Raw genomic sequence first — 22,650 nt, 5'->3', positions numbered from 1 at the left:
CAGCGCCGCTCACAGCGTTTTCATGAAAACCTTGGAACGACGGCTCACGTCGTACATTTCGCGCTTCTGGCGCGGCAGCTCCTCGGGCGGCGCCTGCCGGAAACCCCGCTCCCGGAACCAGTCGGAGGTACGGGTGGTGAGCACGAACAGCCGCTCGACGCCAATCGCCCGCGCCCGCGATTCGATGCGCTTGAGCAGCATCTCGCCCAGCCCGGCCCGGCGGTGCTCCGGCACCACGGCCACGCAGGCCATCTCGGCGGCACGCTCGTCGATGAAGGGGTACAGCGCGGCGCAGCCCACCAGCACGCCGTCGTACTCGACGACGGTGAAGCGTTCGATCTCGGCCTCCAGGCGCTCGCGGCTGCGCCGCACCAGGGTGCCGTCGGCCTCCATCGGCGCGATCACCGCACCCAGCGCGCCCACGTCCTCGATGGTCGCCTCGCGCAGACGGAACAGGGGGTCGCGGGTGAGCACCGTGCCCACCCCCAGCGGGGTGAAGAACTCCAGCAGCAGGCCGCCGTCCTTGTCCCGGTCGATCAGGTGGGCGCGGCCCACGCCGCTGCGCACCGCGCGGATCGCGCAGGGCAGGTACAGGTCGAGATCCTCGGTCATCCCCTCGCCGGCCTTCAGCATGGCCTCGGCGTCGTCGGCGGTGATGGCCTCGATCAGGCTGCCGTTCTTGTCGAGCAGCCCCGGCGCGTCGCACAGGTAGATCAGCTTCTCGGCCTTCAGGGCGATGGCGACCGCCTCGGCCACCGCCTCCATGCTCATGTTGAAGAGTTCGCCCGCCGGCGACACCCCCAGCGACGACATCAGCACCACGTTCTGCTGATCCAGGTCGGCGGCGATCTCCTCGGCGATCACCTTGCGCACCGTGCCGGTGAAGCCGTAATCGACCCCATCCACCACCCCCACCGGCTTGGCGGTGACGAAGTTGCCGCCGGTCACGCGCATGTAGCTGCCGGCCATCGGCGTGTTGGGCAGGCCCTGGGAGAGCAGCGCCTCCACCTCGATGCGGGTCACCGCCACCGCCGCCTTCACGCACTCGAGGGCCGCGGCGTCGGTCACCCGCAGGCCGCGGTGGTAGCGCGGAGTCAGCCCGCGGCGGGCCAGCTCTGCCTCGATCTGCGGACGCGCCCCGTGCACCAGCACCAGACGCACGCCCAGCGCGGCCAGCAGGTTGCAGTCGTAGGCCAGCTTCTCGGCGAGCTGGCCGGCGGCCACCTCACCGCCGAAGCCCAGCACGAAGGTCTTGCCGCGGAAGGCGTGGATGAAGGGCGCAGCCGCCCGCACCCAGGCCACGAAGCGCTGGGAGAGATCGTTGTTCGGCACGAGCGCCGGCGAGTTGTCGGGTGAATTCACGGAATGTTCCACAGCCATGGAAAGTGATCGGGCAACCGGTCTGTCCGGGTCAGCACTTCAGGGCCGATTCGAGCTTATCGACCAGGACGCGCAGAATCTTTACCCGCGCATAATATTTGTTATCGGCCTCGACGAGGGTCCAGGCGGCATTTTCGGTGCTGGTGCGGTCGATCATGTCGCACACCGCGGGCGCATACTGGGGCCACTTCTCGCGGTTGCGCCAGTCGTCCGGGGTGATCTTGTAGCGCTTGAAGGCCTCCTCCTCGCGGGCCTTGAAGCGGCGCAGCTGCTCCGCGTCGCTCACCGACAGCCAGAACTTGACCACGATGGCCCCGGCCGACACCAGCTGATCCTCGAAATCGTTGATCTCGGCGTAGGCGCGCATCCAGTCGGCCTCGGAGCAGAAGCCCTCCACCCGCTCCACCAGCACCCGGCCGTACCAGGAGCGGTCGAAGATCGCCGCCTTGCCCTGGCGCGGCAGACGCCGCCAGAAGCGCCACAGGTAGGGCTGGGCGCGCTCCTCGTCCGACGGCGCGGCAATCGGAACCACATGATACTGGCGGGTGTCGAGCGCGGCGGTGACGCGTCGGATCGCCCCGCCCTTGCCGGCGGCGTCCATGCCCTCGAACACCAGCACCAGGCTGCGCCTGGCGAAGGCCTCGCTGCGCACCGCCAGCGCCAGCCGGCCCTGGAGCTTCTCGAGCTGGCGCTCGTAGTCCTTCTTGTCCATCGGCTGGTCGAGCACCAGCGCGTTGAGCAGGTTGCGCGCGTCCGGCGCGGCCACCAGCGGGGCGGCCGTCTGGCGCTGGCGGAAGCCCTTGCGCACATGGGCGATGCGCCGCTGCAGCCCATCGAGCAGCGTGCGCCCCACATGCACCGCCCGGTACTGGGGGTCGCTGCCGTCGACGATCACCCACGGCGCGATGCCGGTGCTGGTGCGGCGCAGCACATGTTCGGCCACCTCGCGATAGCGGTCGTAGTGCTCGTAGATCTCCCAGTCCGCCTCGCGCACCCGCCAGCGGGTATCCGGGTTGGCCTCCAGCGCCTTGAGGCGCTTCTTCTGGCCGGCACGGGACAGGTGGAACCAGAACTTGACGAGCAGCACGCCCTCGGCGGCCAGCATCGCCTCGAAACGGTTGAACTCCGACAAGCGCTGATCGAGGCGCGCCTTCTTGATGCGCCCGAAGCTGCGCTCGGCGATGGGCTCGGAATACCAGTTGCCGAACAGGATGCCGATCTTGCCCTTGGCCGGCAGCGCCCGCCAGAAGCGCCACAGGAAGGGCCGCTGGCGTTCCTCGTCGGTAGGCTGATCGAAGGCGTGCACCTCGATGTGGCGCGGGTCCATCCACTCGTTGAGCAGGTTCACCGTCTCGCCCCGCCCGGCGCCGTCGATCCCGTTGATGAGGATCACGGTGGCGAAATCCTTGTGCTCGAGCAGATCGAGCTGGGCGCCCAGCAGATCGGTGCGCAGCTGCGGCTCGATGGCCGCGTACTCCTCTTTCGACAGGGTGTGGCCCAGCTCGGCGGATTCAAACATCGGCATCTCCCGGGAAATCGCCCCACAGGGTTTGCATGGCCGCGATGGCCGCGAGGCCCGCGGTTTCGGTGCGCAGCACCCGCGGCCCCAGGGCCAGCGGCGCGCAGCCAGCGCGATCGGCCAGCGCCAGCTCGGCCGGCGACCAGCCGCCCTCCGGCCCGATCAGAATCGCCACCGGCCCGGTCGGGCGCGGCTTGCGCGCCAGCGCCCCCTCCGCGCCGGGCGCGAGGATCATCCGCGTGCCGGCAAAATCCTGGGCCAGATACCTGCCCAGCGGCAGTATCTCGCCCACCTCGGGCACCCGGTTGCGGCCGGATTGCTCGCAGGCCGACACGGCGATCTGCCGCCAGTGGGCGAGGCGCTTGTCGGCCCGGTCGCCCGACAGCTTGAGCACCGAACGCTCGGCCGCCACCGGCTGGATCGCCGCAACGCCCAGCTCCACCGCCTTCTGCACCACCCAGTCCATCTTGTCGGCGCTCGCCAGCGCCTGCACCAGGGTGATCGCCAGCGGGGATTCCCGCTCGGTGTCGAAGCGCGGCCCCAGCCGGGCGACGGGCTGCCTGCCCAGGGCGACGAGGGTGGCCGCGCACTCGCCGCCGCGGCCGTCGAAGAGGGTCACCGCATCGCCCACCGCCAGGCGCAGGACGCGCTCGGCATGGTGGGCCACGGCCGGCGGCAGCGGCATGTCGGAATCGGGCACAAGGCCGTCGGGGCAAAAGAAGCGCGGGTTCATCATGCTATTATCCGCGTGCCTCCACGGGATTGAAACTCAACGAAGATCATGGTCAGTCTTTCCACGCCACTGTGCGATTTCGGCTGGTCCGCCCCGGACTTCGTCCTGCCCGGCGTCGACGGCAAACCCCACAGCCTCTCCAGCTGCCGCGGCCCCCGGGGCCTGCTGGTGATGTTCATCTGCAACCACTGCCCCTATGTGAAGGCCGTGCTGCCGCGCCTCCTGCGCGACTGCCGCGAGCTGGTCAGCCTGGGCATCGGCTGCGTGGCCATCATGGCCAACGACCCGGCCGACTACCCCGAAGACTCCTGGGACAACATGCAGCGCATCGCCGCCGACATGGCCTTCCCCTTCCCCTACCTGCTCGACGAGAGCCAGGCCGTCGCCCAGGCCTACGGCGCGGTGTGCACGCCGGATTTCTTCGGCTTCGACGCCGCCCTGGGCCTGCAGTACCGCGGCCGCCTCGACGCCTCCGGCAAGCAGCCGGCCCCCGCAGACGCCCGCCGCGAGCTGTTCGAGGCGATGCGTCAGGTGGCCGAAACCGGCCGCGGCCCGGCCGAACAGACCCCCAGCATCGGCTGCTCCATCAAGTGGCGGTCCCCATGCTGAACGCCGCCCAACGCCTCGACCAGGCCCGCGCCCTGGCCGATCTCGTCCGCGAGATGGCCAAGGAAACCATCCTGCCCCGCTACCTCAGCGCCGTGCGCGAGCACAAGGCCGACGGCAGCGTGCTCACCGAGGCCGACCTGGCCTCCCAGGCGGCCCTGGTCGAACGCCTGCCCAGGCTCATCCCCGGCGCCGTGCTCGGCGAGGAGATGAGCGCCGAAGAACAAGGCCGGGTGTGGCACCAGGGCAAGGGCGGCCTGTGGGTGATCGACCCGATCGACGGCACCACCAACTTCGCCAACGGGATTCCCTTCTTCGGCGTGGCGGTGGCCTACCTCATCGACCACAAGACCCAGCTCGGGGTGGTCTACAACCCCATCACCGACGAAGCCTTCTACGCCGCCCGCGGGGCCGGCGCCTGGCTCAACGACGTGGCGCTGCCCCTGCGCAGCCCCGCCGCGCACCTCAAGGAGGCCGTCGCGGGCGTGGATTTCAAGCGCATCAGCCACCACCTGGGCGACGAGCTGGCGGTGCGCCCGCCTTACTACTCCCAGCGCAACTTCGGCTCCAGCGCCCTCGAATGGTGCTACGTGGCCGCCGGCCGGCTCGACGTCTACATCCACGGCGGGCAGATGCTCTGGGATTACGCTGCCGGCCGCCTGATCCTCGACGAAGCCGGTGGCGCCTACAGCACCCTGGGCGGCACGCCGCTCACCGCCGGGCCGGCCATCAAGCGCTCGGTGATCGCCGCCGCCAGCCCGGCCCTGTTCGAGCAGTGGCGCATGTGGCTGCACAGCCACGCATGACCCGCCGGGAGACGCGGCACGAATTTTGCTGAATCGGCATCGCCGCTCCAGAACGTAGCTGGAGTGCTTTTGGAACAGCTCATGCCCCCGTGGCCTGCTCCAAAAACACTCATTTTCTGGAGCAATCCATGTCCATGAAGCACCCCATCGTCGTCGTGACCGGCTCGTCCGGCTCGGGCACCACGACCGTGAAGCACACCTTCGAAGGCATCTTCTGGCGCGAGAAGGTGAACGCCGCCATCATCGAAGGCGACAGCTTCCACCGCTACACCCGCGACGAGATCCGCGAACTCATCATCGACGCCGAGAGCAAGGGCCTGCGCGGGATCAGCCACTTCGGGCCGGAGGCCAACCTGCTCGAAGAACTCGAACAGCTCTTCCGCACCTACGGCGAATCGGGCGGCGGCCGGCGCCGCCACTACCTCCACCACCCCGAGGAGGCCGCCCGCCGCGGGCTCAAAGTGGGCAGCTTCACCCCCTGGGAAGACATCCCCCCCGACACCGACTGCCTGTTCTACGAAGGCCTGCACGGCGCGGTCATCACCGACAAGGTGAACATCTGCCGCCACGCCGACCTGCTGATCGGCGTCGTTCCAATCACCAACCTGGAGTGGATACAAAAGATCCACCGGGACACCAAGACCCGCGGCTACTCCCTCGAGGCGGTGCAGGAAACCATCCTGCGCCGGATGCACGACTACGTGCATTACATCGTGCCGCAGTTCTCCCACACCCACATCAACTTCCAGCGGGTGCCGATGGTGGACACGTCGAACCCCTTCATCGCCCGCGACATCCCCACCGCCGACGAGTCGATGGTCATCATCCGTTTCCGCGACCCGCGGGGGGTGGATTTCCCCTACCTGCTGCGGATGATCGACGGCAGCTTCATGTCCCGCGCCAACACCATCGTGGTGCCCGGCGGCAAGCTCGATCTGGCGATGCAGCTGATCCTCACCCCGCTGATCTGGAAGCTGATGGAGCGCCGTCGCCAGTGGGTGTGACGCCCGCCTAAAACGACGACGGGGCAGCCGCGGCTGCCCCGTTTCATTTCCACGCCCCGCCTTACTTGGCCGAGGCGGTGAGGTTCTTGCCCTTGTCGGTCTGCTGATCGTTCTGGAACTCCCCCTCCCAGCCGTCGCCGCTCGACCACGTGAGACGGCCCTGGCCGTGCTTGCGGCCCATGTTCCAGGCCCCCTCGTAGCGGTTGCCGTTCTTCCAGACATAACTGCCCTGGCCATGGAAGACCCCGCGCTGGAAGTCGCCGGTGTAGCGGTCGCCGCTGGGGAACACCTGGGAGCCGCGGCCGCTGGGCTCGCCGTCCTTCACCGCCCCTTCGTAGCGGTTGCCGCCGGCAAAGCGGATCACCCCGTAGCCGACCGCCTGATCCTCCACCCAGTCGCCTTCGTACCACTGGCCGCCCACCCATTCGAAGCGCCCCTTGCCGTGCTTGCGACCATTCACCAGGGTGCCCACGTAGCGTTCGCCGTTGGTCCATTCGACGGTGCCGGTGCCGCTCACCGCGCCGCTCTGGCGATCCAGCGCGAAGGCGCCGCGGTAGGTGGTGTCGCCGGCCACCAGCACCACCTCGCCGGGGGGCGCGGCTGGCGCTGCGGCGGCCGCCGGGGCGGGGGTGGCCGCAGGTGCGGGCGCTGCGGTGGCGGCCGGGGCCGTCGCCGGGGCAGGCGTGGCGACAGGCGGCTTCACCCCAGGCGCGGCAGCGGCAAGGGCCTGGGCCGGCGCGGCGACCACCGGCGTCACCACCGGCTGGTTGGTGACGATGGCCGGCGGCGGCGCCTTGCGGCTGCCGTAGAGGGCCATGGCGTTCTGGGGCAGCGGCGTGCCGCGCTCCCGGGCGATGGCGTCGGCGTTGGTGCGGGCGAGGCTCTGGGGGTTGCCGCGGCACTGGATCACCGCGTCGCGCCAGGCCACCTCGGACCGCACCGACAGCACGTCCTTCTCGGTGGCCGACACCGCCGGGCCGGCGGTGCGCAGTTGCTGGCTCTGGTCGGTGGCGGCATCCCACAGCGGGCCGCAGTGTTCGGCGTTGTGGGCGTCGATCTGGGTCTGCTCGACCTTGCGCAGGGCCTGGGTCTGGCGGCTGCCGGCGCACTTGTCGGCGGCGCCCTCCCAGGCCAGCACGGCCTTGCTGTAGAGCGACGCGGCGTCGTCCCAGCGCTTCTCCTTCCAGGCCGCGCGGGCGTAATCGCCCAGCGAGGTGGCGCTCTTCCAGGCGGCGTCGCAGGCGGGGCCGGCGCTGAGCAGCTCGGCGTTGGCCGCACGGGCGCGCACCGTGGCGGCGAGGCTCTTCTCGGCTTTCTCCTTGTGGGGCGACTGGCACAGGTCGGCCGCCTCCCGCCACACATTTTCAGCGTCGGCGAGCAGGCGTTCGAGCTGGGCCGGATCGCCCTTGTCACCCCGCGCCGCCGCCACCTTCACCTCCAGGTCGAGGGCCTTGTCGAGGCGCGGCAGGCATTCGCTCTGGTGACTCGACGCCGCCTCGGCCTGCTTGAGCAGCGCGGTGGCCCGGTCGCCCTGCCGGTTGGCCTGGGCCGCCAGCGCCGGGCAGTGGGTGGCGATGTTCAGGAAGGCGCTGCCGGCCTCGGCCAGCAGGGGCTGGGCGTCCTTCCAGCGCTTGGCGGCGGCCACCTGCTGGCCCCGCTCGAAGGCCAGCTCGGCCTGCTGCATGGCCGCCGGGCAATCCGGCTGACTGCCCGAGTCGTCGGGCATCGAGGCCGGCGGCGGAGTCTGGGCCAACGCAGCGCCCAGCGTCGAGAAGGCCAGCGCGGCCGTCACCTCAAGGATTCGGATCTTCTTCATCGCTCAATCGTCGCCCGACTCAAGGGGCATCCTCAGCATTGCATCGATCAGGCCGGTCTGGCCGACGCCGGACGGCGGCTTGATCTCCTCGCCATCCGAGTGGAGCGCCATGCCGCCGGTGTCGTCGGAGGCGCTGGGCAGGTCGGAGAGCTTGAGGGTAAACGCCTCCAGCGACGCCCCCTTGAGGATGGCAGCCAGCATTTCTTCGCGCTGGGTCTGACGGGCCAGCTCGATCAGCTTGGCCAGCCGCTCCTCGTCCAGCACGAAGACGTTGCTGATGCGGTTCCGGTCGAGGAGCTTCTGGTGCAGGCTGGCCCCCGCCAGCGGGTCGCCGCCCAGCCTGCCGATGCGGTCGTAGGCCCAGCGGTCGGCGTCGTCGAAGGCGGTGGTCGCCACCCACGACAGGCTCGACACCGCCATCCCCATCCGCGCCATGAAGGTGTCCCGCAGCACGTTGCCGGCCTGTCGCCCCACCGACTTGACCACCTCCTCGCCCACCTTCTGCACGTAATCCTGGGCGGCCTGTTCGGCGATCTTCCTGGCGGCCTCCTGCAGGGCCTGCTTGGCCGCCGCCTCGGACGCCGATTTGGCCGCCGCTGCCGCGGCCGCCTGGGCCGCCTGGTTGGCCGCCACCTTGGCCGCCTGGGCCGCGGCGTTGAGGCCGGTCGCCAGCGAGGCGATCTCGAACAGGGTCGACACGATCTCCTTGCTGTAGTGGTAGGTCTTCATCCGCGCCCCGCCCTCTTCGGAGAGGCCCTGGGTCCACAGCACCATCCACAGCGCCTCGTCCGGCGTGATCTGGGGGCCGAAGATCTCCAGCGGATGAATGCTCATCAGCCAGTGGAAATCCTGGTAGCCGGGCGTGACCGGCGGCGCCAGACGGGTGTAGCCGCGGCACACCTGCAGAGGCTTGATCGTCACCGTCTTGCCGGCGGCCGTCTTGACCGGAAAAGGCTCACCGTCGTCGCGCAGTTCGGCGAGTTCGGCCAGCATCTTGTTGGCGTCGTTCTTCTTGTAGCCCTTGAGTTCGACGAGCTTGTCGCCGGGCGCGAGGCCGATGTCCGGCGCGGCGGCCACCACGGTAAGGCGCTCATCCACCTGCAGCGCGCGCACCCACGCCACCCGGTCGTCCTCGTCCCACTCGTAGCTCGTCGCCACGCTGAAGGGCAGCTCCCACTGATGGCTGCAATCCGGGTCCTTCAGCGCCGCCGAGCGCACGATGGCCGGCCGCAGCGCGCGCTCGCCGTGCCCCAGGGCGCGCAGGTTGCCCAGCAAGGTCTCATTGACCTTGCGGCCATCGTCGACGGTGTACTTCATGCCGCCACAGCCGCCCAGCAGCAGGGCGGCCAGAACAAGGACCAGCGCGGTCGTCCGGGAGAGCAGGCGCATCGGCGGGGCAGCTGTAAGAAAATGTGAGCAACTCGGGATTATGCCGGACTTTCCCGACGCCGGCCGTGACGGCGCCGACAGGGGCGATTCACGCCACCAAGGCTACCCAAGTCCCCGGAAATCAAAGATAATCGCAGTCTTTGCGCGCCGCTCTCCCCGGCCGAAGGTTCCCCGATGTCTTCTTCGCGTAATGTCAAGCCGCCCGTCTTCAACCCCCTGACCGGCGCGATTCGCGCGCTGGCCATGGACGCCGTCCAGAAAGCCAACTCCGGCCACCCCGGTGCCCCGATGGGCATGGCCGAAATTGCCGAAGTCCTGTGGCGCCGCCATCTGCGCCACAACCCGGCCAATCCCAAGTGGGCCGACCGCGACCGCTTCGTCCAGTCCAACGGCCACGGCTCGATGCTGATCTACGCCCTGCTCCACCTCACCGGCTACGATCTGTCCATCGACGACCTGAAGGCATTCCGCCAGCTCCACAGCAAGACCCCGGGCCACCCGGAAGTCGGCTACACCCCCGGCGTCGAGACCACCACCGGCCCGCTCGGCCAGGGCATCACCAACGCGGTGGGCATGGCGCTGGCCGAGAAGATCCTCGCCGCCGACTTCAACCGCCCCGGCCACACCGTCGTCGATCACCACACCTACGTCTTCCTGGGCGACGGCTGCCTGATGGAAGGCATCTCCCACGAAGCCTGTTCGCTGGCCGGCACCTGGGGCCTGGGCAAGCTGATCGCCTTCTACGACGACAACAACATCTCCATCGACGGCCACGTCGAGGGCTGGTTCACCGACGACACCCCGAAGCGCTTCGAGGCCTACGGCTGGCATGTGGTGCGCGACGTCCAGGGCCACGACCCGGTCGAGATCGAGGCCGCCCTGAAGGCCGCCCAGCTTGAAACCGGCAAGCCCTCGCTGATCTGCTGCAAGACCATCATCGGCGCCGGCAGCCCCAACAAGCAGGACAGCCACGACGTCCACGGCGCCCCGCTGGGTGCCGCCGAAATCGAAGCCGCCCGCGCCTACATCGGCTGGAACCACCCACCCTTCGAAATCCCGGCCGACGTGTACGAAGCCTGGGACGCCAAGGCCAAGGGCGCCGCTTTCGAGGCCGACTGGAACACCCGCTTCGCCGCCTACGCCGCCGAGTTCCCCGAACTCGCCGCCGAATTCACCCGCCGCATGGCCGGCGAACTGCCCGCCGACTGGGCTGCCCACGTCGATGCCGTGCTCGCCAAGGTCACCGAAAAGGGCGAGACCATCGCCACCCGCAAGGCCAGCCAGAACAGCATCGAAGCCTTCGCGCCCAAGCTGCCCGAACTCCTCGGCGGCTCGGCCGACCTGGCCGGCTCCAACCTCACCCTGTGGTCCGGCGCCAAGGGCGTCTCCCGCAGCACCGGCGGCAACTACGTCTACTACGGCGTGCGCGAGTTCGGCATGGCGGCCATCGCCAACGGCATCGCGCTGCACGGCGGCCTGGTGCCCTACACCGCCACCTTCCTGATGTTCAGCGAGTACGCCCGCAACGCCCTGCGCATGGCGGCGCTGATGAAGGTGCGCCAGATCTTCGTGTTCACCCACGACTCCATCGGCCTTGGCGAAGACGGCCCGACCCACCAGCCGGTCGAGCAGACCGCCACCCTGCGCCTGATCCCCAACATGGACGTCTGGCGCCCCTGCGACACTGCCGAATCGGCAGTTGCCTGGGCCTGCGCCATCGAACGCGCCAGCGGCCCCAGCGCGCTGGCCTTCTCGCGCCAGAACCTGCCCTTCCAGCCGCGCAGCGCCCAGCAGCTTGCCGACATCCGCCGTGGCGGTTACGTGTTGTCCGAAGCGGGCAATGCGTCACAGCCGGCCGCAGCTCAAGCCGTTATCATAGCGACCGGCTCAGAAGTGGCCCTCGCGCTGGCCGCCCAGAAGCAGCTTGCCATTGATGGCGTGGCCGTGCGCGTGGTGTCGATGCCCAGCACCAACGTCTTCGACCGCCAGGATGCCGCCTACCGCGCCGCCGTGCTGCCCAAGGGCCTGCCCCGCGTGGCCGTGGAAGCCGGCGTCACCGACGGCTGGCGCAAGTACGTGGGCCTCGACGGCGAGGTCATCGGCCTCGACCGCTTCGGCGAATCGGCCCCGGCCGGCGAGTTGTTCAAGTATTTCGGCATCACCGCCGAGGCCGTCGTCGCGGCGGTCAAGAAGGTGCTCGCCTGATCCAGGCGCGCCACAGTACAAGCGCGGCGCCCCCCGGGCACCGCAAGCAACATGATTTCGGTTTTGTGTAATTAACTAGGGAGAAGGCTCGATGAGCATCAAAGTTGCCATCAATGGTTTCGGTCGTATCGGTCGCTGCACGCTGCGCGCCATTTACGAGCAAGGTCTGCAGAACGAATTCGAAGTGGTCGCCATCAACGCCTCCGGCGATCTGGCCACCAATGCCCACCTGCTCAAGTACGACACCACCCACGGCCGCTTTGCGACCTCCGTCGAAACCGAAGGCGACAACGTCATCATCATCGACGGCAAGAAGATCCCGTTCTACTCCACCAAGGATCCGAAGGGCGTCAATTGGGGCTCCCACGGCGTGGACGTGCTGCTCGAGTGCACCGGCGCCTACACCACCAAGGCTAAGGCCCAGGCGCTGCTCGACCAGGGCGCCAAGCGCGTGCTGATCTCCGCCCCGGGCGGTGACGACGTGGACACCACCATCGTGATGGGCGTCAACGAAGAAGCGCTGCGTGCCGACATGACCGTCGTCTCCAACGCCTCCTGCACCACCAACTGCCTGGCCCCGGTCGCCAAGATCCTGGCCGACAGCGTCGGCATCAAGCAGGGCCTGATGACCACCATCCACGCCTACACCAACGACCAGGTGACCGTGGACGTCCGTCACAAGGATCTGCGCCGCGCCCGCGCCGCCGCCGCCAACATCATCCCGACCAAGACCGGCGCCGCCAAGGCCGTCGGCCTGGTGCTGCCGCAGCTGGTTGGCAAGGTGGATGGCTTCGCCCTGCGCGTGCCGACCATCAACGTCTCGCTGGTTGACCTCACCTTCACCGCCGAGCGCGCCACCACCAAGGAAGAGATCAACGCACTGATGACCGCCGCGGCCAACGGCCCGCTGAAGGGCATCCTGGCCGTCAACAACGAGCCGCTGGTCTCCTCCGACTTCAACCACACCACCGTCTCCTCCACCTTCGACGCCACCCAGACCCGCGTCATCAAGGGTGAAGACGGCTCCGTGCTGGTCAAGGTGCTGGCCTGGTACGACAACGAGTGGGGCTACTCCTGCCGCATGCTCGACGCGGCCCGCGCCTACGTCAACGCCAAGTAAGCCTGTTGTTTCGACGCCCCGCCTGCGCGGGGCGTTTTTCATTCCGAAGCCTCGAAGAACATCACCATGCAAGTCAAGAAACTCACCGATCTCGACGTCAAGGGCAAGCGCGTCTTCATCCGTGCCGACCTGAACGTGCCCCAGGACGACGCCGGCAACATCACCGAAGACACCCGCATCCGCGCCTCCATCCCGTCCATCCGCTACGCCCTCGAAGGCGGCGCCGCGGTGATGGTCACCTCCCACCTGGGCCGCCCGACCGAAGGCGAGCTGAAGGCCGACGACACCCTGGCCCCCGTGGCCGTGCGCCTGGGCCAGCTGCTGGGCAAGCCGGTGCGCCTGATCCAGAACTGGGTCGACGGCGGCTTTGAAGTCGCCCCGGGCGAAGTCGTGCTGCTGGAGAACTGCCGCTGCAACAAGGGCGAGAAGAAGGACAACGAAGAGCTGGCCCGCAAGATGGCCGCCCTGTGCGACGTCTACGTGAACGACGCGTTCGGCACCGCCCACCGCGCCGAAGCCACCACCCACGGCATCGCCCGCTTCGCCCCGGTGGCTTGCGCCGGCATCCTGATGGGCGCCGAGATCGACGCGTTGGGCAAGGCCCTGCACGCCCCGGCCCGCCCGCTGGTGGCCATCGTCGGCGGCTCCAAGGTGTCGTCCAAGCTCACCATCCTCAAGTCGCTGGCCGACAAGGTGGACCAGCTGATCGTCGGCGGCGGCATCGCCAACACCTTCCTGCTGGCCTCCGGCAAGCGCATCGGCGAATCCCTGGCCGAGCCCGAGCTGGTCAAGGAAGCCCAGGCCATCATGGACATGATGAAGGCCCGTGGCGCCGCCGTGCCGCTGCCCGAAGACGTGGTGGTGGCCGACGAAGTCTCCGCCATGGCCCGCGCCAACAAGGTCTCCGTCGATGAAGTCGGCCCCCACGACCGCATCCTCGACGTCGGCCCGAAGGCCGCGGCCCAGCTGTCGCAGATCATCGCCAACGCCGGCACCATCGTCTGGAACGGCCCGGTCGGCGTGTTCGAGCTGCCCCAGTTCGCCGGCGGCACCAAGATGATGGCCTCCGCCATCGCCCACTCCGAAGCCTTCTCCATCGCCGGCGGCGGCGACACCCTGGCGGCCATCGCCAAGTTCCACATCGCCGATGACGTGGGCTACATCTCCACCGGCGGCGGCGCCTTCCTCGAGTTCCTCGAAGGCAAGACCCTTCCCGCCATCGCCGCCCTCGAGGCGCGCTTCAACGGCTGATCCGGCGCCCGCCGGTTCGCGCTCCCCAGGCGGCCTTCGGGCCGCCTGTCATTTTGTCGGTACCACCCTACGCCAGCGGCGCGTTGGTGCCGATAAGCGACTCATCGCATCTGCCTGCCCTGCCGCCGTCCGGTCGCGTCCGCCGGCGCATTCCCGCTTTCATGCCAATCCCGGTCAGCGCCCTGATAGGTTCCCCCCGCCGGCTCATCACCGCCATCGTGATGTTCGTCGCGCTCGACCTGACCGTGCTGGTCATCAACCTGTGGCTCGCCGAGCAGATCGCCCAGGATGCGGTGGCCATCAACCTCGCCGGGCGCCAGCGCATGCTCTCCCAGCAGACCACCAAGGCGCTGCTGCTGGCCACCCGGGCCGCTACCCCGGCCGAAGCGGCGCGGGCGGGCGAAGAGGTGGAGCTGGCCTTCGGGCTGTTCGAGCGCACCCTGTCGGCCTTCGCCGAAGGTGGCCCCACCGCGGGCGGAGACAGCGCGCCGGTCGTCCTCCAGCCCGTCGAGGGCGAGGCGGCCGCGGTCGTGGCCGCGGCCCGGCAGATCGTCACCCCCTTGCGCGGCCTGCTCCCCCCGGCCGGCCAGCTGGCCCTGGAGGGGCGCGCCTACGCCGCCGCAGCCGACTACATGGTGGGCCATAACCGGCAGGTGCTGGCACTGATGAACCGGCTCACCACCGCGCTGGAGCACGACTCGGTGCGACGCTCGCGCAATCTGCGGGCGATCCAGACCGGCGCCTTCGTGCTGGCGCTAGGCAACTTTCTGGTGATCGTGCTGGGGATGCTGCGGCAGTATCGCCGCGTGGAGCAGGAGAGCGAGCGCTGGCGCGAGCTGGCCCGCCACGACCCGCTCACCGGCCTCGCCAACCGCAAGGCCTTTACCGAAGCCGCCCTGGGCGTGCTCGCCCGCGCCCGCATCGACGGGTCGCCGGGCGCCGTGCTGGTGCTCGATCTGGACGGGTTCAAGCCGATCAACGACCGTTTCGGGCACGCCACCGGCGACCAGATCCTGGTGCAGCTGGCGGCGCGCCTGGAATCCACCGCCCGCGCCACCGATCTGGTGGCCCGGCTGGGGGGCGACGAGTTCGTGATCCTGTGCCCCAACCTGCATCAGCCGGATCACCTCGGGCCCTTCTGCAACCGGCTGGTGGCGGCAATCACCGACATTCCGGAGCACATCTGCCCGGGCACCCCGCTGGGGGTGAGCATCGGCATCGCCACCTATCCCGAGGACGGCTACGACCTCCATCGCCTGCTCGGGCAGGCCGACCGGGCGATGTACGCCGCCAAGCAGGCCGGCGGCAGCCGCTGGAAGGCGGCCTGAGCGGGCCGGCTTACTGCTGGGCTTCCCGGCGGATCTTCCAGTCGCCGCCGTCCTTCACCCACTCCATGCGCTTGCGGCCGGCGTCGCTGTAGTTGCCGGACTGATAGCGCTGGTCGAAGGTGACCACCACCGTGTTGCCGTCGAGCTTGAAGCTCGGGGCATCCACCTGAACCCGAATCTCGCCCTTCTTGTCGAGCTTCGTCCGGCGGTCGGCCTCCCAGGCGCCGCGGGCGCGTTTGTCGGCGGGCACGAAGTCGGCCCCATAGAACGCCAGATAGCGGTTGCTGTCCTTGGCCTCCCAGGCCTGGCGCCAGGCCTCCAGCCGGCCGGCGACCGCCTTGGTGGCGTCGGCCTCGGCGGCTGCAGGTTTGGCGGCGACCGGGGCAGGCACCACCGGCGCGGCAACCGGCGCCGGGGCGGCGACAGCCGGGGCCGATGCAGGCGCCGGCGCGGGCTTGACGGTGGCGGCCGGCGCGGCGCTCGCCGCCACTGGCTGCGTCGCCCCAAGCAGGGCGTGATGCTGCCGCAGCACCAGGTTGCCCGGCTCCAGGGTCAGCCCTTTTTCGAAAGCCCGGCGCGCGGCCGGAATGTCGTTGCGGGCCAGGTGGACCATGCCCAGGGTGTCGTGCAGGGTGGCGCGGTTGGGCTCCTTGGCCACCGCCTGCTCGGCCAGCTTGAGGGCCTCGTCGAGCTTCACCTTCTGGGTGGCCAGCACGAAGGCGAGGTTGTTCTGGATGCGCACGTCGGCCGGTTCGATCCGCAGCGCGTCCCGGTAGGCCGCCTCGGCCTCGGGCAGGCGCTTCATCTTTTCGTAGGCGATGGCGCGCAGGGCGTGGGGATAGGCGCTCTTGGGCGCCAGCGCCGCGGCGCGGGTGTAGGCCTCGATGGCCTGCTCGCCCTTGCCCAGGGCCAGCAGGGCGTCGCCGCGGCCCAGCATGGCGCCGGCGAAATCCTTGCGCTGGGCGATGGCCTTGTCGAAGGCAGCCAGCGCCCGGTCGGCCTGATTGAGACGCAGCGCCACCAACCCCTGGGCGTGGAGCGCGGCCGGGTTGTTGGGGTCGCGGCGGACGGCTTCGTCGAGGGCCCGCGAGGCTTCCTCGATCTTCCCGTCGGCCGACAGGGCGAGGCCCAGCCCAAGGTGGGCGGCAGCCAGCTCGGGCTGCTGCTTGAGCACGTCGCGCAGGACGGCGGCGGCCTGGGCCGGCTTCTTGAGTTTTTCCAGGTAGAGGGCGGCGAGATCGAGCTTGAGCTGCACGTTGGCGGGCTGGCCGGCGATGGCCGCGCGGTAGCTCTCCTCGGCCTCGGCGAGCAGGCCCAACTCCACCAGCAGCCGGCCCTGGGCCTGCAGCACGTTGGCCTGCCCCGGCGCCATGGCCACCGCGCTGCTCATCCAATCGCGGGCGAGCTTGGCCTTGCCGGTGCCCTGGGCCGCTGCGGCCAGGCCAAGCATGGCCTCCACGGAGCGGGGGTTGAGTTTGTAGGCCTCGCCGAATGCCCGCTCCGCCTGATCGAACTGGCGCATCCGCAGCGCCTGCTGCCCCTTGCTGAGGGCGTCGATGTCGGCCCGGGCCGGCGGTGCCGTGATGGGGCCGTTCTGGGGGGCGGTAATCATCACCTCGGCACGGGCCGCGGCACACGCCACGGACAAGCCGGCACCAAGCAGGACGGCGGGAAGAAAGCGGGTTGGAGCCATGAAAACCTCGGGTACGAATAACTGGGCGCGCAGGCGGACATCCGCCCGTTGCGGGGCGGCTGACTGAAGATAGCCGAGCCCCACCGTGTGGACAGATGCATATATCACGGGCCACCCCAGCCCATCCACACCGTTTTGGGGCAAGCGCGATTTATTTCTGGATCGGCGGCTGCCGTGGCACCGCCAGCGGCGCCCGAAAATGACGAAAAGGGGGCGAGCCCCCTTTTCGCGATACCGCTTGCAGACCTGTCCTGCGCCGGGCGGCACGGCAGCGCCGCACCGCCCGGAACGGGGTCAGGACTTGCGACGACGGACGACCGACAGACCGGCCAGACCCAGGGCGCCCAGAGCGAGGCTGGTGGGCTCGGGGATCTTGGCTTCGATGATGTCCTGGCTGGTGCCGTTGCTCCAGTTGGTCAGCTGGTAGCTGCCGGTGGCAGGATCCCCATCGGCCAGGGCCTGCAGGTAGATCCAGGCTTGGTCGAGGGCTTCGGTTTCGGTGGCGGAGCCGGTCTTGCCAGCCCAGTTCTGGACGGCGCCGGAGTACAGGTCACCGTTGTCCATGGCTTCCCACAGGGCGATCTGGAAACCGGCGACTTCGACGGCGCTGGTCGGGTTCACCAGGCTGTAGCTCTGGTTGTAGAGGGTCTGCACGGCCACCGGGATGACGCCGGTCGGGGAGAACTCGAGACCGGTGGTCACGGCGCCGACGGCCACGCCCTGCAGCAGCTCGGAGCAGAAGGCCAGGAAGGAGGCGCCGGTGGTCTGGTTGGCGACGTTGAAGACGCCGGTTTCGACGCTCTTGGTGAGCCCGGAGACGTCCACCGTAAAGGCCAGCAGGGTGTTCACGTCCTGATCCAGCAGCAGGGAGTCGGCGTGGGCGGAGGCGCTGGCCATCAGGCCGGCGGCGGCGAAGGCCAGAGCGGCCTTCTTCATCATGGAGAGTTGCTTCATTTACTCGCTCCTACGTTAAAAAAGTGATTTCGGGTAATGCGGAAAGGGTTGCCTGGCCGGCCGGGCGAACCCGGCCGGGTTAGGCGTTTTTAGGCTGCGGCCAGGGCGAACTGCTGTTCCTGGTAGAGCTGGCTGAGCTGGCTGAGGGCAGCCACCGCGCTGTCGCCGACAGCCGCCGGGGCCGCTGCCGCTTCAACCGCCGCCACGGAGACACCCAGCACGCTGTCGAGGCTGACGTCGGTGCTCAGGAGGTCTGCCATGGACGGCAGGGTGCCGCCGGCCTGGGCCACTTCGGCGGCATCGACGTTGAAGTACACGTCGGTCATGTCCACCGTCTTGCCGTCGGCCAGGGTTGCCGCGCTGCGTTCGAGGTGCAGGTTGCCCTGCTCATCGACCGCGGGCAGCGCGAAGTACGACACCTTGAGGCTGGCCACACCGGCTTCGCTCAGGCTCATCAGCTCGCCGGCGTCGGTCTGCTGGTTGCCGTTGGCGTCGCGCCAGACCTTCAGATCGGCGAAGTGGGCGTCGTGGGCATCGACCACGCCGTCGCCGTTGCTGTCGAAGGACGCCAGCTTGGCGAAGCCCTGGCCGGCGCCGTTGCCGCCGAACAGTTCGTGGATGCTGTCGATCTGGCCGTTGCCGTTGCTGTCGAGCGCCAGGAAGGCGTCGCCTGCGGAGAGCCAGCCGGAGTGGATGGCCGAACCGTTGCCAATCAGGTCGAAGGTGCCGTTGGCGTTCTCACGGGCCACGGTGCGGATGCCGTCACCGTCCAGGTCGATCACGATCGGGCACACACCGGCGTCGCGGCTGCTGTCGTACTGGCCGGACACCAGGGTGAACTTGTCGGTGTTGCCCTGGTTGTAGTACGTCGAGGAGACGCGGGCGACATCGCTGTCCATGGTGTCGTAGGCGTTGCTGCCGACGTCCTTGGTGGTCCACTGGTAGCCGGTGGAGGAGACGTTCTGGGTGATCGCAGAACCCCACCAGGTGTAGCCGCCGGTGTAGTAGTAGGCGTTGGTCTTGTCGAACTGCAGGCTGTACTGGCCCGGATCCAGGTTGGTGAACTTGTAGTTACCCGCCGAGTCCGTGCAAGTGGTGGCAACCACCGCACCGGCCGCGTTCAGCAGCTTGACCGTGACGTTGGCCACGCCGCATTCGCCGCTGTCCTGGATGCCGTCGCTGTCGCTGTCCAGCCACACCTTGTCGCCAACGCTGGCCTTGCGATACAGGCCGGCATCCACCTTGAGGAGGGACTGGCCCGCCGCGAGGTCGATGGTGCCGGTGTAGCCGCTGCCGTTGATGGCGCTGTCGGTGCCGTTCCAGCCGGCCGCGTCCTGCGTGGTGACGTAGTAGCCGGTCGGGGCCACCACCTGCACCTTGTACTGACCGGCGGCGAGGTTGCTGAACAGGTAGTTGCCGTTCGCGTCGGTGGTGGCGGTGGCCACCACGGTGCCGGCGGTGTTCAGCAGCTTGACGGTGACGCCCTTGAGGCCCGCTTCGCCGGCATCCTGAATGCCGTTGAAGTTCTTGTCCTCCCACACCCGGTCGCCGATGCTGGCCGTGGCGGTGCTCGGCTTGTAGAAGCCGGCATCGACGGTCAGGTTGTTGCTGCCCTGGGTCAGGGTGTAGAGCCCGGTGGTGCCGGTCGCGTCGATGTCGCTGTCGGTGGCATCGTTGCCGCCGGCATCCTTGGCGGTGATGGCGTAGCCGTTGGGGGTGACGACCTGGATCTTGTAGTCGCCCGCCGCCAGCTTGGAGAACAGGTAGCTGCCGCTCGCGTCGGTGGTGGTGGTGGCAACCACCGCACCGGCACCGTTGAGCAGCTTGACGGTGACACCGGCGATACCGGCTTCGCCCGCGTCCTGCACGCCGTTCTTGTTGGTGTCTTCCCACACCGTGTCGCCGATGGAGACGTCGGTGGCGCAGAAGGCGGAGGCGGTCGTCACGACCAGCTGGTCGATCTTGAAGTAGTCCTCCGGCGAGGTGTCGGTGGTGTCGGCTGCGATGACCAGCACGTTGCCCACGAAACCGCCTGCGTTCAGATCGGCCCAGCGGGCGCTGGTCAGATCGGTCAGGTTGATCTCGGTGAAGCCCATGCTGTTGAGCACGGTGTCGGTGAGGGCGATGTGGCTGTCGAACGCGCCATCCACCGTGCCGATCCACACCTTCATGTCGCTGTCGCCGACCACGTAGCCCAGGTAGGCCTTGTCGACCACCACGGACTGGGAGAACTCGAACAGCACGTAGTTATCCCGACCGCCGACGTTATCGACGGTGTGGGAGCTGTCCGCGCCCGTCCCTTCGCTGCTGTCGGTCACACCCAGGCCGCCGCCGTAGGCGCCGAGCCAGGCCTTGGCCCAGGCACCGGTGCTCTTGTCGCGGCTCCAGGCGCTGGCATTCACCGAGATACCGTTGTCGGTGTAGCAGCGGATGTTGCCGTCGGTGCCGTCGGTGGCAGAGTTGCCGCTGAGGCAGAAGGTGGCGGTAACCGGCTTGACGGTCAGGCCCGCGTCCCAGGTGAGGTCGTTCTCACCGGATTCGAGGGTGGTCTGGACGGTGGTGCCCACCTGACCGCCGGAGCCGATGGTGTAGAGGGTGACGTTGTCGATGATGCCGCCGACGCTGTCGTCGTCGCCCGCTTGCTCACGGAACTCCAGGCGGCTGCTGGCATCGGCCGCAGTCACGGTGAAGGTGTACTTGGTGAGGGCGGTCGAGGTCGGATCGATGGTGGCGATCTTCACCCCTTCCCAGAACACTTCCACGGTGTTGGTGGCAGCGGCGTAGCCGGCACGCTGGGCCACATCGACGGAGAGCTGGTAGCTCTGGCCGGCGACGGTGGCGATGTCCTGGTAGAAACCGGTGACGGTGCCGGTGCAGTTGGCATCCAGTTCGGCCACCATGGCGCCGGTCACGGCGGAGACGCCGTAGGAGCCCGCGGTGTTGATCTCGATGTAGTCACCATAGCCGCACCAGCCGGTGGTGCCGTTCTCGAAGCTGCCGTTGACGATCAGGTTGGTGGTGCCCAGCACCGTGCCAGCGCCGACGTCGGAGTCGATCGCATCGTTGCTGCCCACGTCCTTGGTCGTGAAGGTGTAGCCGGCGGGGGCCACGAACTGCACGGAGTAGGTGCCCGGCATCAGATCCTTGAACAGGTAGTTGCCGTTGATGTCGGTCAGGGTGGTGGCAACCACATTGCCGCTGGCGTCCAGCAGCTTGACGGTGATGCCCGGCACGCCGGCTTCGCCCGCGTCCTGCAGACCGTTGTTGTTGCAGTCGGCCCACACCTTGTCGCCGATGGAAGCCTTCTGGTACAGGCCCGCATCCCACGTCAGATCGTTCTCGTTGGCGGAGAGCGTCGTCAGGACCGTCTTGCCGGTGGTCGGATCGAAGTCGCTGTCGGTGGCGTCGTTGCCGCCCTGGTCCTTGGCGCTGATGAAGTAGCCGGTCGGCGCCACCACCTGGGCCGAGTAGTCGCCCGGGGTCAGGTTGGTGAAGAGGTAGTTGCCGTTGGCGTCGGTGGTGGTGGTGGCCACCACGGAACCGGCACCGTTGAGCAGCTTCACGGTCACGCCGGAGAGGCCGGCTTCACCGGCGTCCTGCACGCCGTTGGCGTTCTTGTCCAGCCACACCTTGTCGCCGTAGGAGGCGGTCGGCGCCACCAGGCCAGCGTCCCAGCTCAGGTCGTTCTCACCGGAGTCGAGGGTGGTGGCGATGGTCTTGCCGGTGGTCTGATCCACGTCGCTGTCGGTCAGGTCGGTGGCCGCGGCGGCGTCCTTCGTGGTGAAGGTGTAGCCGGTCGGGGCAACCACCTGGACGGCGTAGCTGCCCGGGGTCAGGTTGCTGAACAGGTAGTTGCCGTTGGCGTCGGTGGTGGCGGTGGCCACCACGCTGCCGGCGGCGTTGAGCAGCTTCACGGTGACGCCCGAGACACCGGCTTCGCCCGCGTCCTGCACGCCGTTCTTGTTGCTGTCGAGCCACACCTTGTCACCCAGCGAGGCGGTCTTGTAGATGCCCGCATCCCAGGTCAGGTCGGTTTCGCCGGCGCTGAGGGTGGTGTTGATGGTCTTGCCGGTGGTCGGATCGATGTCGCTGTCGGTGGCGTCGTTGCCGCCCTGATCCTTGCCGCTCACCACGTAGCCGGCCGGCGCGGTCACCTGGATCGCGTAGTCGCCCGGGGCGAGGCTGCTGAACAGGTAGTTGCCGGCAGCGTCGGTGGTGGTGGTGGAGACCACGTTGCCGGTGCTGTCGAGCAGCTTCACGGTCACGCCGGAGACACCGGCTTCGCCCGCGTCCTGCACGCCGTTGGCGTTGGTGTCGAGCCACACGCGATCACCGATGGCCGCGGTACGCTCATCGACGAAGTCGTTGCCGGTGCTGGACTGACCCGGGTTCAGCGTCACGGCGATGCTGTTCGGGTTGCCGCCATCCTTGTCGGAGACGTCGATGTAGCCGGCCTTGTTGGTCTCGACCACGTTGTACGAACCGGCCGGCACGTTGTTGAACGTGTAGTTGCCGTTCGCGTCGGTGGTGGTGGTGGCAATGATCGCGCCGGTAGTCGGGTTCACCAGGGCAACGGTCACACCGGCGATGGGGGCATCGCCCGTGTTGTTGTTGTCCAGATCCTCACGCACCGTACCGCTGATGCTGCCCGCGCTGGCAACGATGCCGGCGTCCCAGCTGCGGTCGGATTCGCCGGAGTCGAGGACGGTCTGGACGGTTTTGCCGGTGGCGGTGTCGGCGTCGCTGTCGGTCAGGTCGGTGCCGGCGGCGGCGTCCTTCGCGGTGAAGGCGTAGCCGGCCGGCAGGGTGGCCTTGTCGAACTGGACCGAGTAGGTGCCCGGCTTGA

The 22,650-nt window shown here is 68.6% G+C and carries 15 protein-coding genes; 7 read left to right on the top strand and 8 right to left on the bottom strand.

Annotated elements, in window-relative coordinates:
- Positions 1 to 9 precede the first annotated feature (9 nt).
- Genes argA through ACE3N6_RS06125 form a run of 3 tightly spaced genes read right to left on the bottom strand, consistent with a single transcriptional unit; the run spans position 10 to position 3,632 of the window.
- Positions 10 to 1,362, bottom strand: a complete 1,353-nt coding sequence (gene argA, locus ACE3N6_RS06135; RefSeq protein WP_374244306.1) for an amino-acid N-acetyltransferase — start codon at positions 1,360 to 1,362, stop codon at positions 10 to 12.
- A gap of 49 nt (positions 1,363 to 1,411) precedes the next feature.
- Positions 1,412 to 2,899, bottom strand: a complete 1,488-nt coding sequence (pap, locus tag ACE3N6_RS06130) for a polyphosphate:AMP phosphotransferase (protein WP_374244305.1) — start codon at positions 2,897 to 2,899, stop codon at positions 1,412 to 1,414.
- Positions 2,892 to 3,632 carry a 16S rRNA (uracil(1498)-N(3))-methyltransferase gene (locus ACE3N6_RS06125; RefSeq protein WP_374244341.1) on the bottom strand — a complete coding sequence of 247 codons (741 nt, stop codon included), beginning with the start codon at positions 3,630 to 3,632 and terminating at the stop codon, positions 2,892 to 2,894. Before ACE3N6_RS06125 ends, pap begins: the two co-directional genes overlap by 8 nt.
- Positions 3,633 to 3,680: 48 nt before the next feature.
- Between ACE3N6_RS06125 and ACE3N6_RS06120 the strand changes: the two genes are divergently transcribed.
- From ACE3N6_RS06120 to ACE3N6_RS06110, 3 genes are all read left to right on the top strand, one after another.
- Positions 3,681 to 4,241: a thioredoxin family protein gene (locus tag ACE3N6_RS06120; protein WP_374244304.1), complete on the top strand. Its 561-nt coding sequence runs from the start codon at positions 3,681 to 3,683 to the stop codon at positions 4,239 to 4,241.
- Positions 4,235 to 5,044: an inositol monophosphatase gene (locus ACE3N6_RS06115; RefSeq protein WP_374244303.1), complete on the top strand. Its 810-nt coding sequence runs from the start codon at positions 4,235 to 4,237 to the stop codon at positions 5,042 to 5,044. Before ACE3N6_RS06120 ends, ACE3N6_RS06115 begins: the two co-directional genes overlap by 7 nt.
- 128 nt (positions 5,045 to 5,172) lie before the next feature.
- Positions 5,173 to 6,048: a phosphoribulokinase gene (locus ACE3N6_RS06110; protein ID WP_374244302.1), complete on the top strand. Its 876-nt coding sequence runs from the start codon at positions 5,173 to 5,175 to the stop codon at positions 6,046 to 6,048.
- A gap of 61 nt (positions 6,049 to 6,109) precedes the next feature.
- On the opposite strand, the gene ACE3N6_RS06105 is transcribed toward ACE3N6_RS06110, so the two are convergent.
- Positions 6,110 to 7,864, bottom strand: a complete 1,755-nt coding sequence (locus ACE3N6_RS06105; protein WP_374244301.1) for an MORN repeat-containing protein — start codon at positions 7,862 to 7,864, stop codon at positions 6,110 to 6,112.
- 3 nt (positions 7,865 to 7,867) lie between these two features.
- Entirely contained in the window at positions 7,868 to 9,253 is a 1,386-nt protein-coding gene (locus ACE3N6_RS06100) for a hypothetical protein (RefSeq protein WP_374244300.1), read from the bottom strand.
- A 174-nt stretch (positions 9,254 to 9,427) separates the two neighbouring features.
- On the opposite strand from ACE3N6_RS06100, the gene tkt reads away from it, so the two are divergent.
- From tkt to ACE3N6_RS06080, 4 genes are all read left to right on the top strand, one after another.
- Positions 9,428 to 11,458 (top strand): transketolase, encoded by a 2,031-nt coding sequence (tkt, locus tag ACE3N6_RS06095; protein WP_374244299.1) that lies wholly within the window; start codon positions 9,428 to 9,430, stop codon positions 11,456 to 11,458.
- A gap of 91 nt (positions 11,459 to 11,549) precedes the next feature.
- Positions 11,550 to 12,578 carry a type I glyceraldehyde-3-phosphate dehydrogenase gene (gap, locus tag ACE3N6_RS06090; protein ID WP_153159985.1) on the top strand — a complete coding sequence of 343 codons (1,029 nt, stop codon included), beginning with the start codon at positions 11,550 to 11,552 and terminating at the stop codon, positions 12,576 to 12,578.
- Positions 12,579 to 12,644: 66 nt separating this feature from the next.
- A complete protein-coding gene (locus tag ACE3N6_RS06085) occupies positions 12,645 to 13,829 on the top strand; it encodes a phosphoglycerate kinase (protein ID WP_374244298.1) in 1,185 nt (394 codons plus the stop codon).
- A gap of 161 nt (positions 13,830 to 13,990) precedes the next feature.
- Positions 13,991 to 15,157: a diguanylate cyclase domain-containing protein gene (locus tag ACE3N6_RS06080; RefSeq protein ID WP_374244297.1), complete on the top strand. Its 1,167-nt coding sequence runs from the start codon at positions 13,991 to 13,993 to the stop codon at positions 15,155 to 15,157.
- 10 nt (positions 15,158 to 15,167) lie between these two features.
- Here ACE3N6_RS06080 and ACE3N6_RS06075 read toward each other — a convergent pair whose 3' ends face one another.
- The 3 genes from ACE3N6_RS06075 to ACE3N6_RS06065 all read right to left on the bottom strand — a co-directional run.
- Positions 15,168 to 16,850, bottom strand: coding sequence for a tetratricopeptide repeat protein (locus ACE3N6_RS06075; RefSeq protein WP_374244296.1), 1,683 nt, complete (start codon positions 16,848 to 16,850; stop codon positions 15,168 to 15,170).
- A gap of 294 nt (positions 16,851 to 17,144) precedes the next feature.
- Positions 17,145 to 17,804, bottom strand: coding sequence for a PEP-CTERM sorting domain-containing protein (locus ACE3N6_RS06070; RefSeq protein WP_374244295.1), 660 nt, complete (start codon positions 17,802 to 17,804; stop codon positions 17,145 to 17,147).
- Between the two features lie 89 nt (positions 17,805 to 17,893).
- Positions 17,894 to 22,650, bottom strand: a 4,757-nt coding sequence (locus ACE3N6_RS06065) for an SdrD B-like domain-containing protein (RefSeq protein ID WP_374244294.1), incomplete at its 5' end; no start/stop codon positions are given.

The sequence above is a fragment of the Zoogloea sp. genome, from assembly GCF_041904905.1.
Taxonomy (GTDB): Bacteria; Pseudomonadota; Gammaproteobacteria; order Burkholderiales; family Rhodocyclaceae; genus Zoogloea.
The sequence above is the reverse complement of the archived record's forward strand: the minus strand, read 5'-3'. Positions and strand labels throughout refer to the sequence as shown.

Bases quoted from the DNA above. Each gene is read 5' to 3' on its own strand.
- ACE3N6_RS06070 (WP_374244295.1), bottom strand. From the start codon at position 17,804: ATGAAGCAACTCTCCATGATGAAGAAGGCCGCTCTGGCCTTCGCCGCC.
- ACE3N6_RS06075 (WP_374244296.1), bottom strand. From the start codon at position 16,850: ATGGCTCCAACCCGCTTTCTTCCCGCCGTCCTGCTTGGTGCCGGCTTG.
- tkt (WP_374244299.1), top strand. From the start codon at position 9,428: ATGTCTTCTTCGCGTAATGTCAAGCCGCCCGTCTTCAACCCCCTGACC.
- ACE3N6_RS06110 (WP_374244302.1), top strand. From the start codon at position 5,173: ATGTCCATGAAGCACCCCATCGTCGTCGTGACCGGCTCGTCCGGCTCG.
- ACE3N6_RS06100 (WP_374244300.1), bottom strand. From the start codon at position 9,253: ATGCGCCTGCTCTCCCGGACGACCGCGCTGGTCCTTGTTCTGGCCGCC.
- ACE3N6_RS06105 (WP_374244301.1), bottom strand. From the start codon at position 7,864: ATGAAGAAGATCCGAATCCTTGAGGTGACGGCCGCGCTGGCCTTCTCG.
- gap (WP_153159985.1), top strand. From the start codon at position 11,550: ATGAGCATCAAAGTTGCCATCAATGGTTTCGGTCGTATCGGTCGCTGC.
- ACE3N6_RS06125 (WP_374244341.1), bottom strand. From the start codon at position 3,632: ATGAACCCGCGCTTCTTTTGCCCCGACGGCCTTGTGCCCGATTCCGAC.
- ACE3N6_RS06120 (WP_374244304.1), top strand. From the start codon at position 3,681: ATGGTCAGTCTTTCCACGCCACTGTGCGATTTCGGCTGGTCCGCCCCG.
- ACE3N6_RS06085 (WP_374244298.1), top strand. From the start codon at position 12,645: ATGCAAGTCAAGAAACTCACCGATCTCGACGTCAAGGGCAAGCGCGTC.
- ACE3N6_RS06115 (WP_374244303.1), top strand. From the start codon at position 4,235: ATGCTGAACGCCGCCCAACGCCTCGACCAGGCCCGCGCCCTGGCCGAT.
- ACE3N6_RS06080 (WP_374244297.1), top strand. From the start codon at position 13,991: ATGCCAATCCCGGTCAGCGCCCTGATAGGTTCCCCCCGCCGGCTCATC.
- pap (WP_374244305.1), bottom strand. From the start codon at position 2,899: ATGTTTGAATCCGCCGAGCTGGGCCACACCCTGTCGAAAGAGGAGTAC.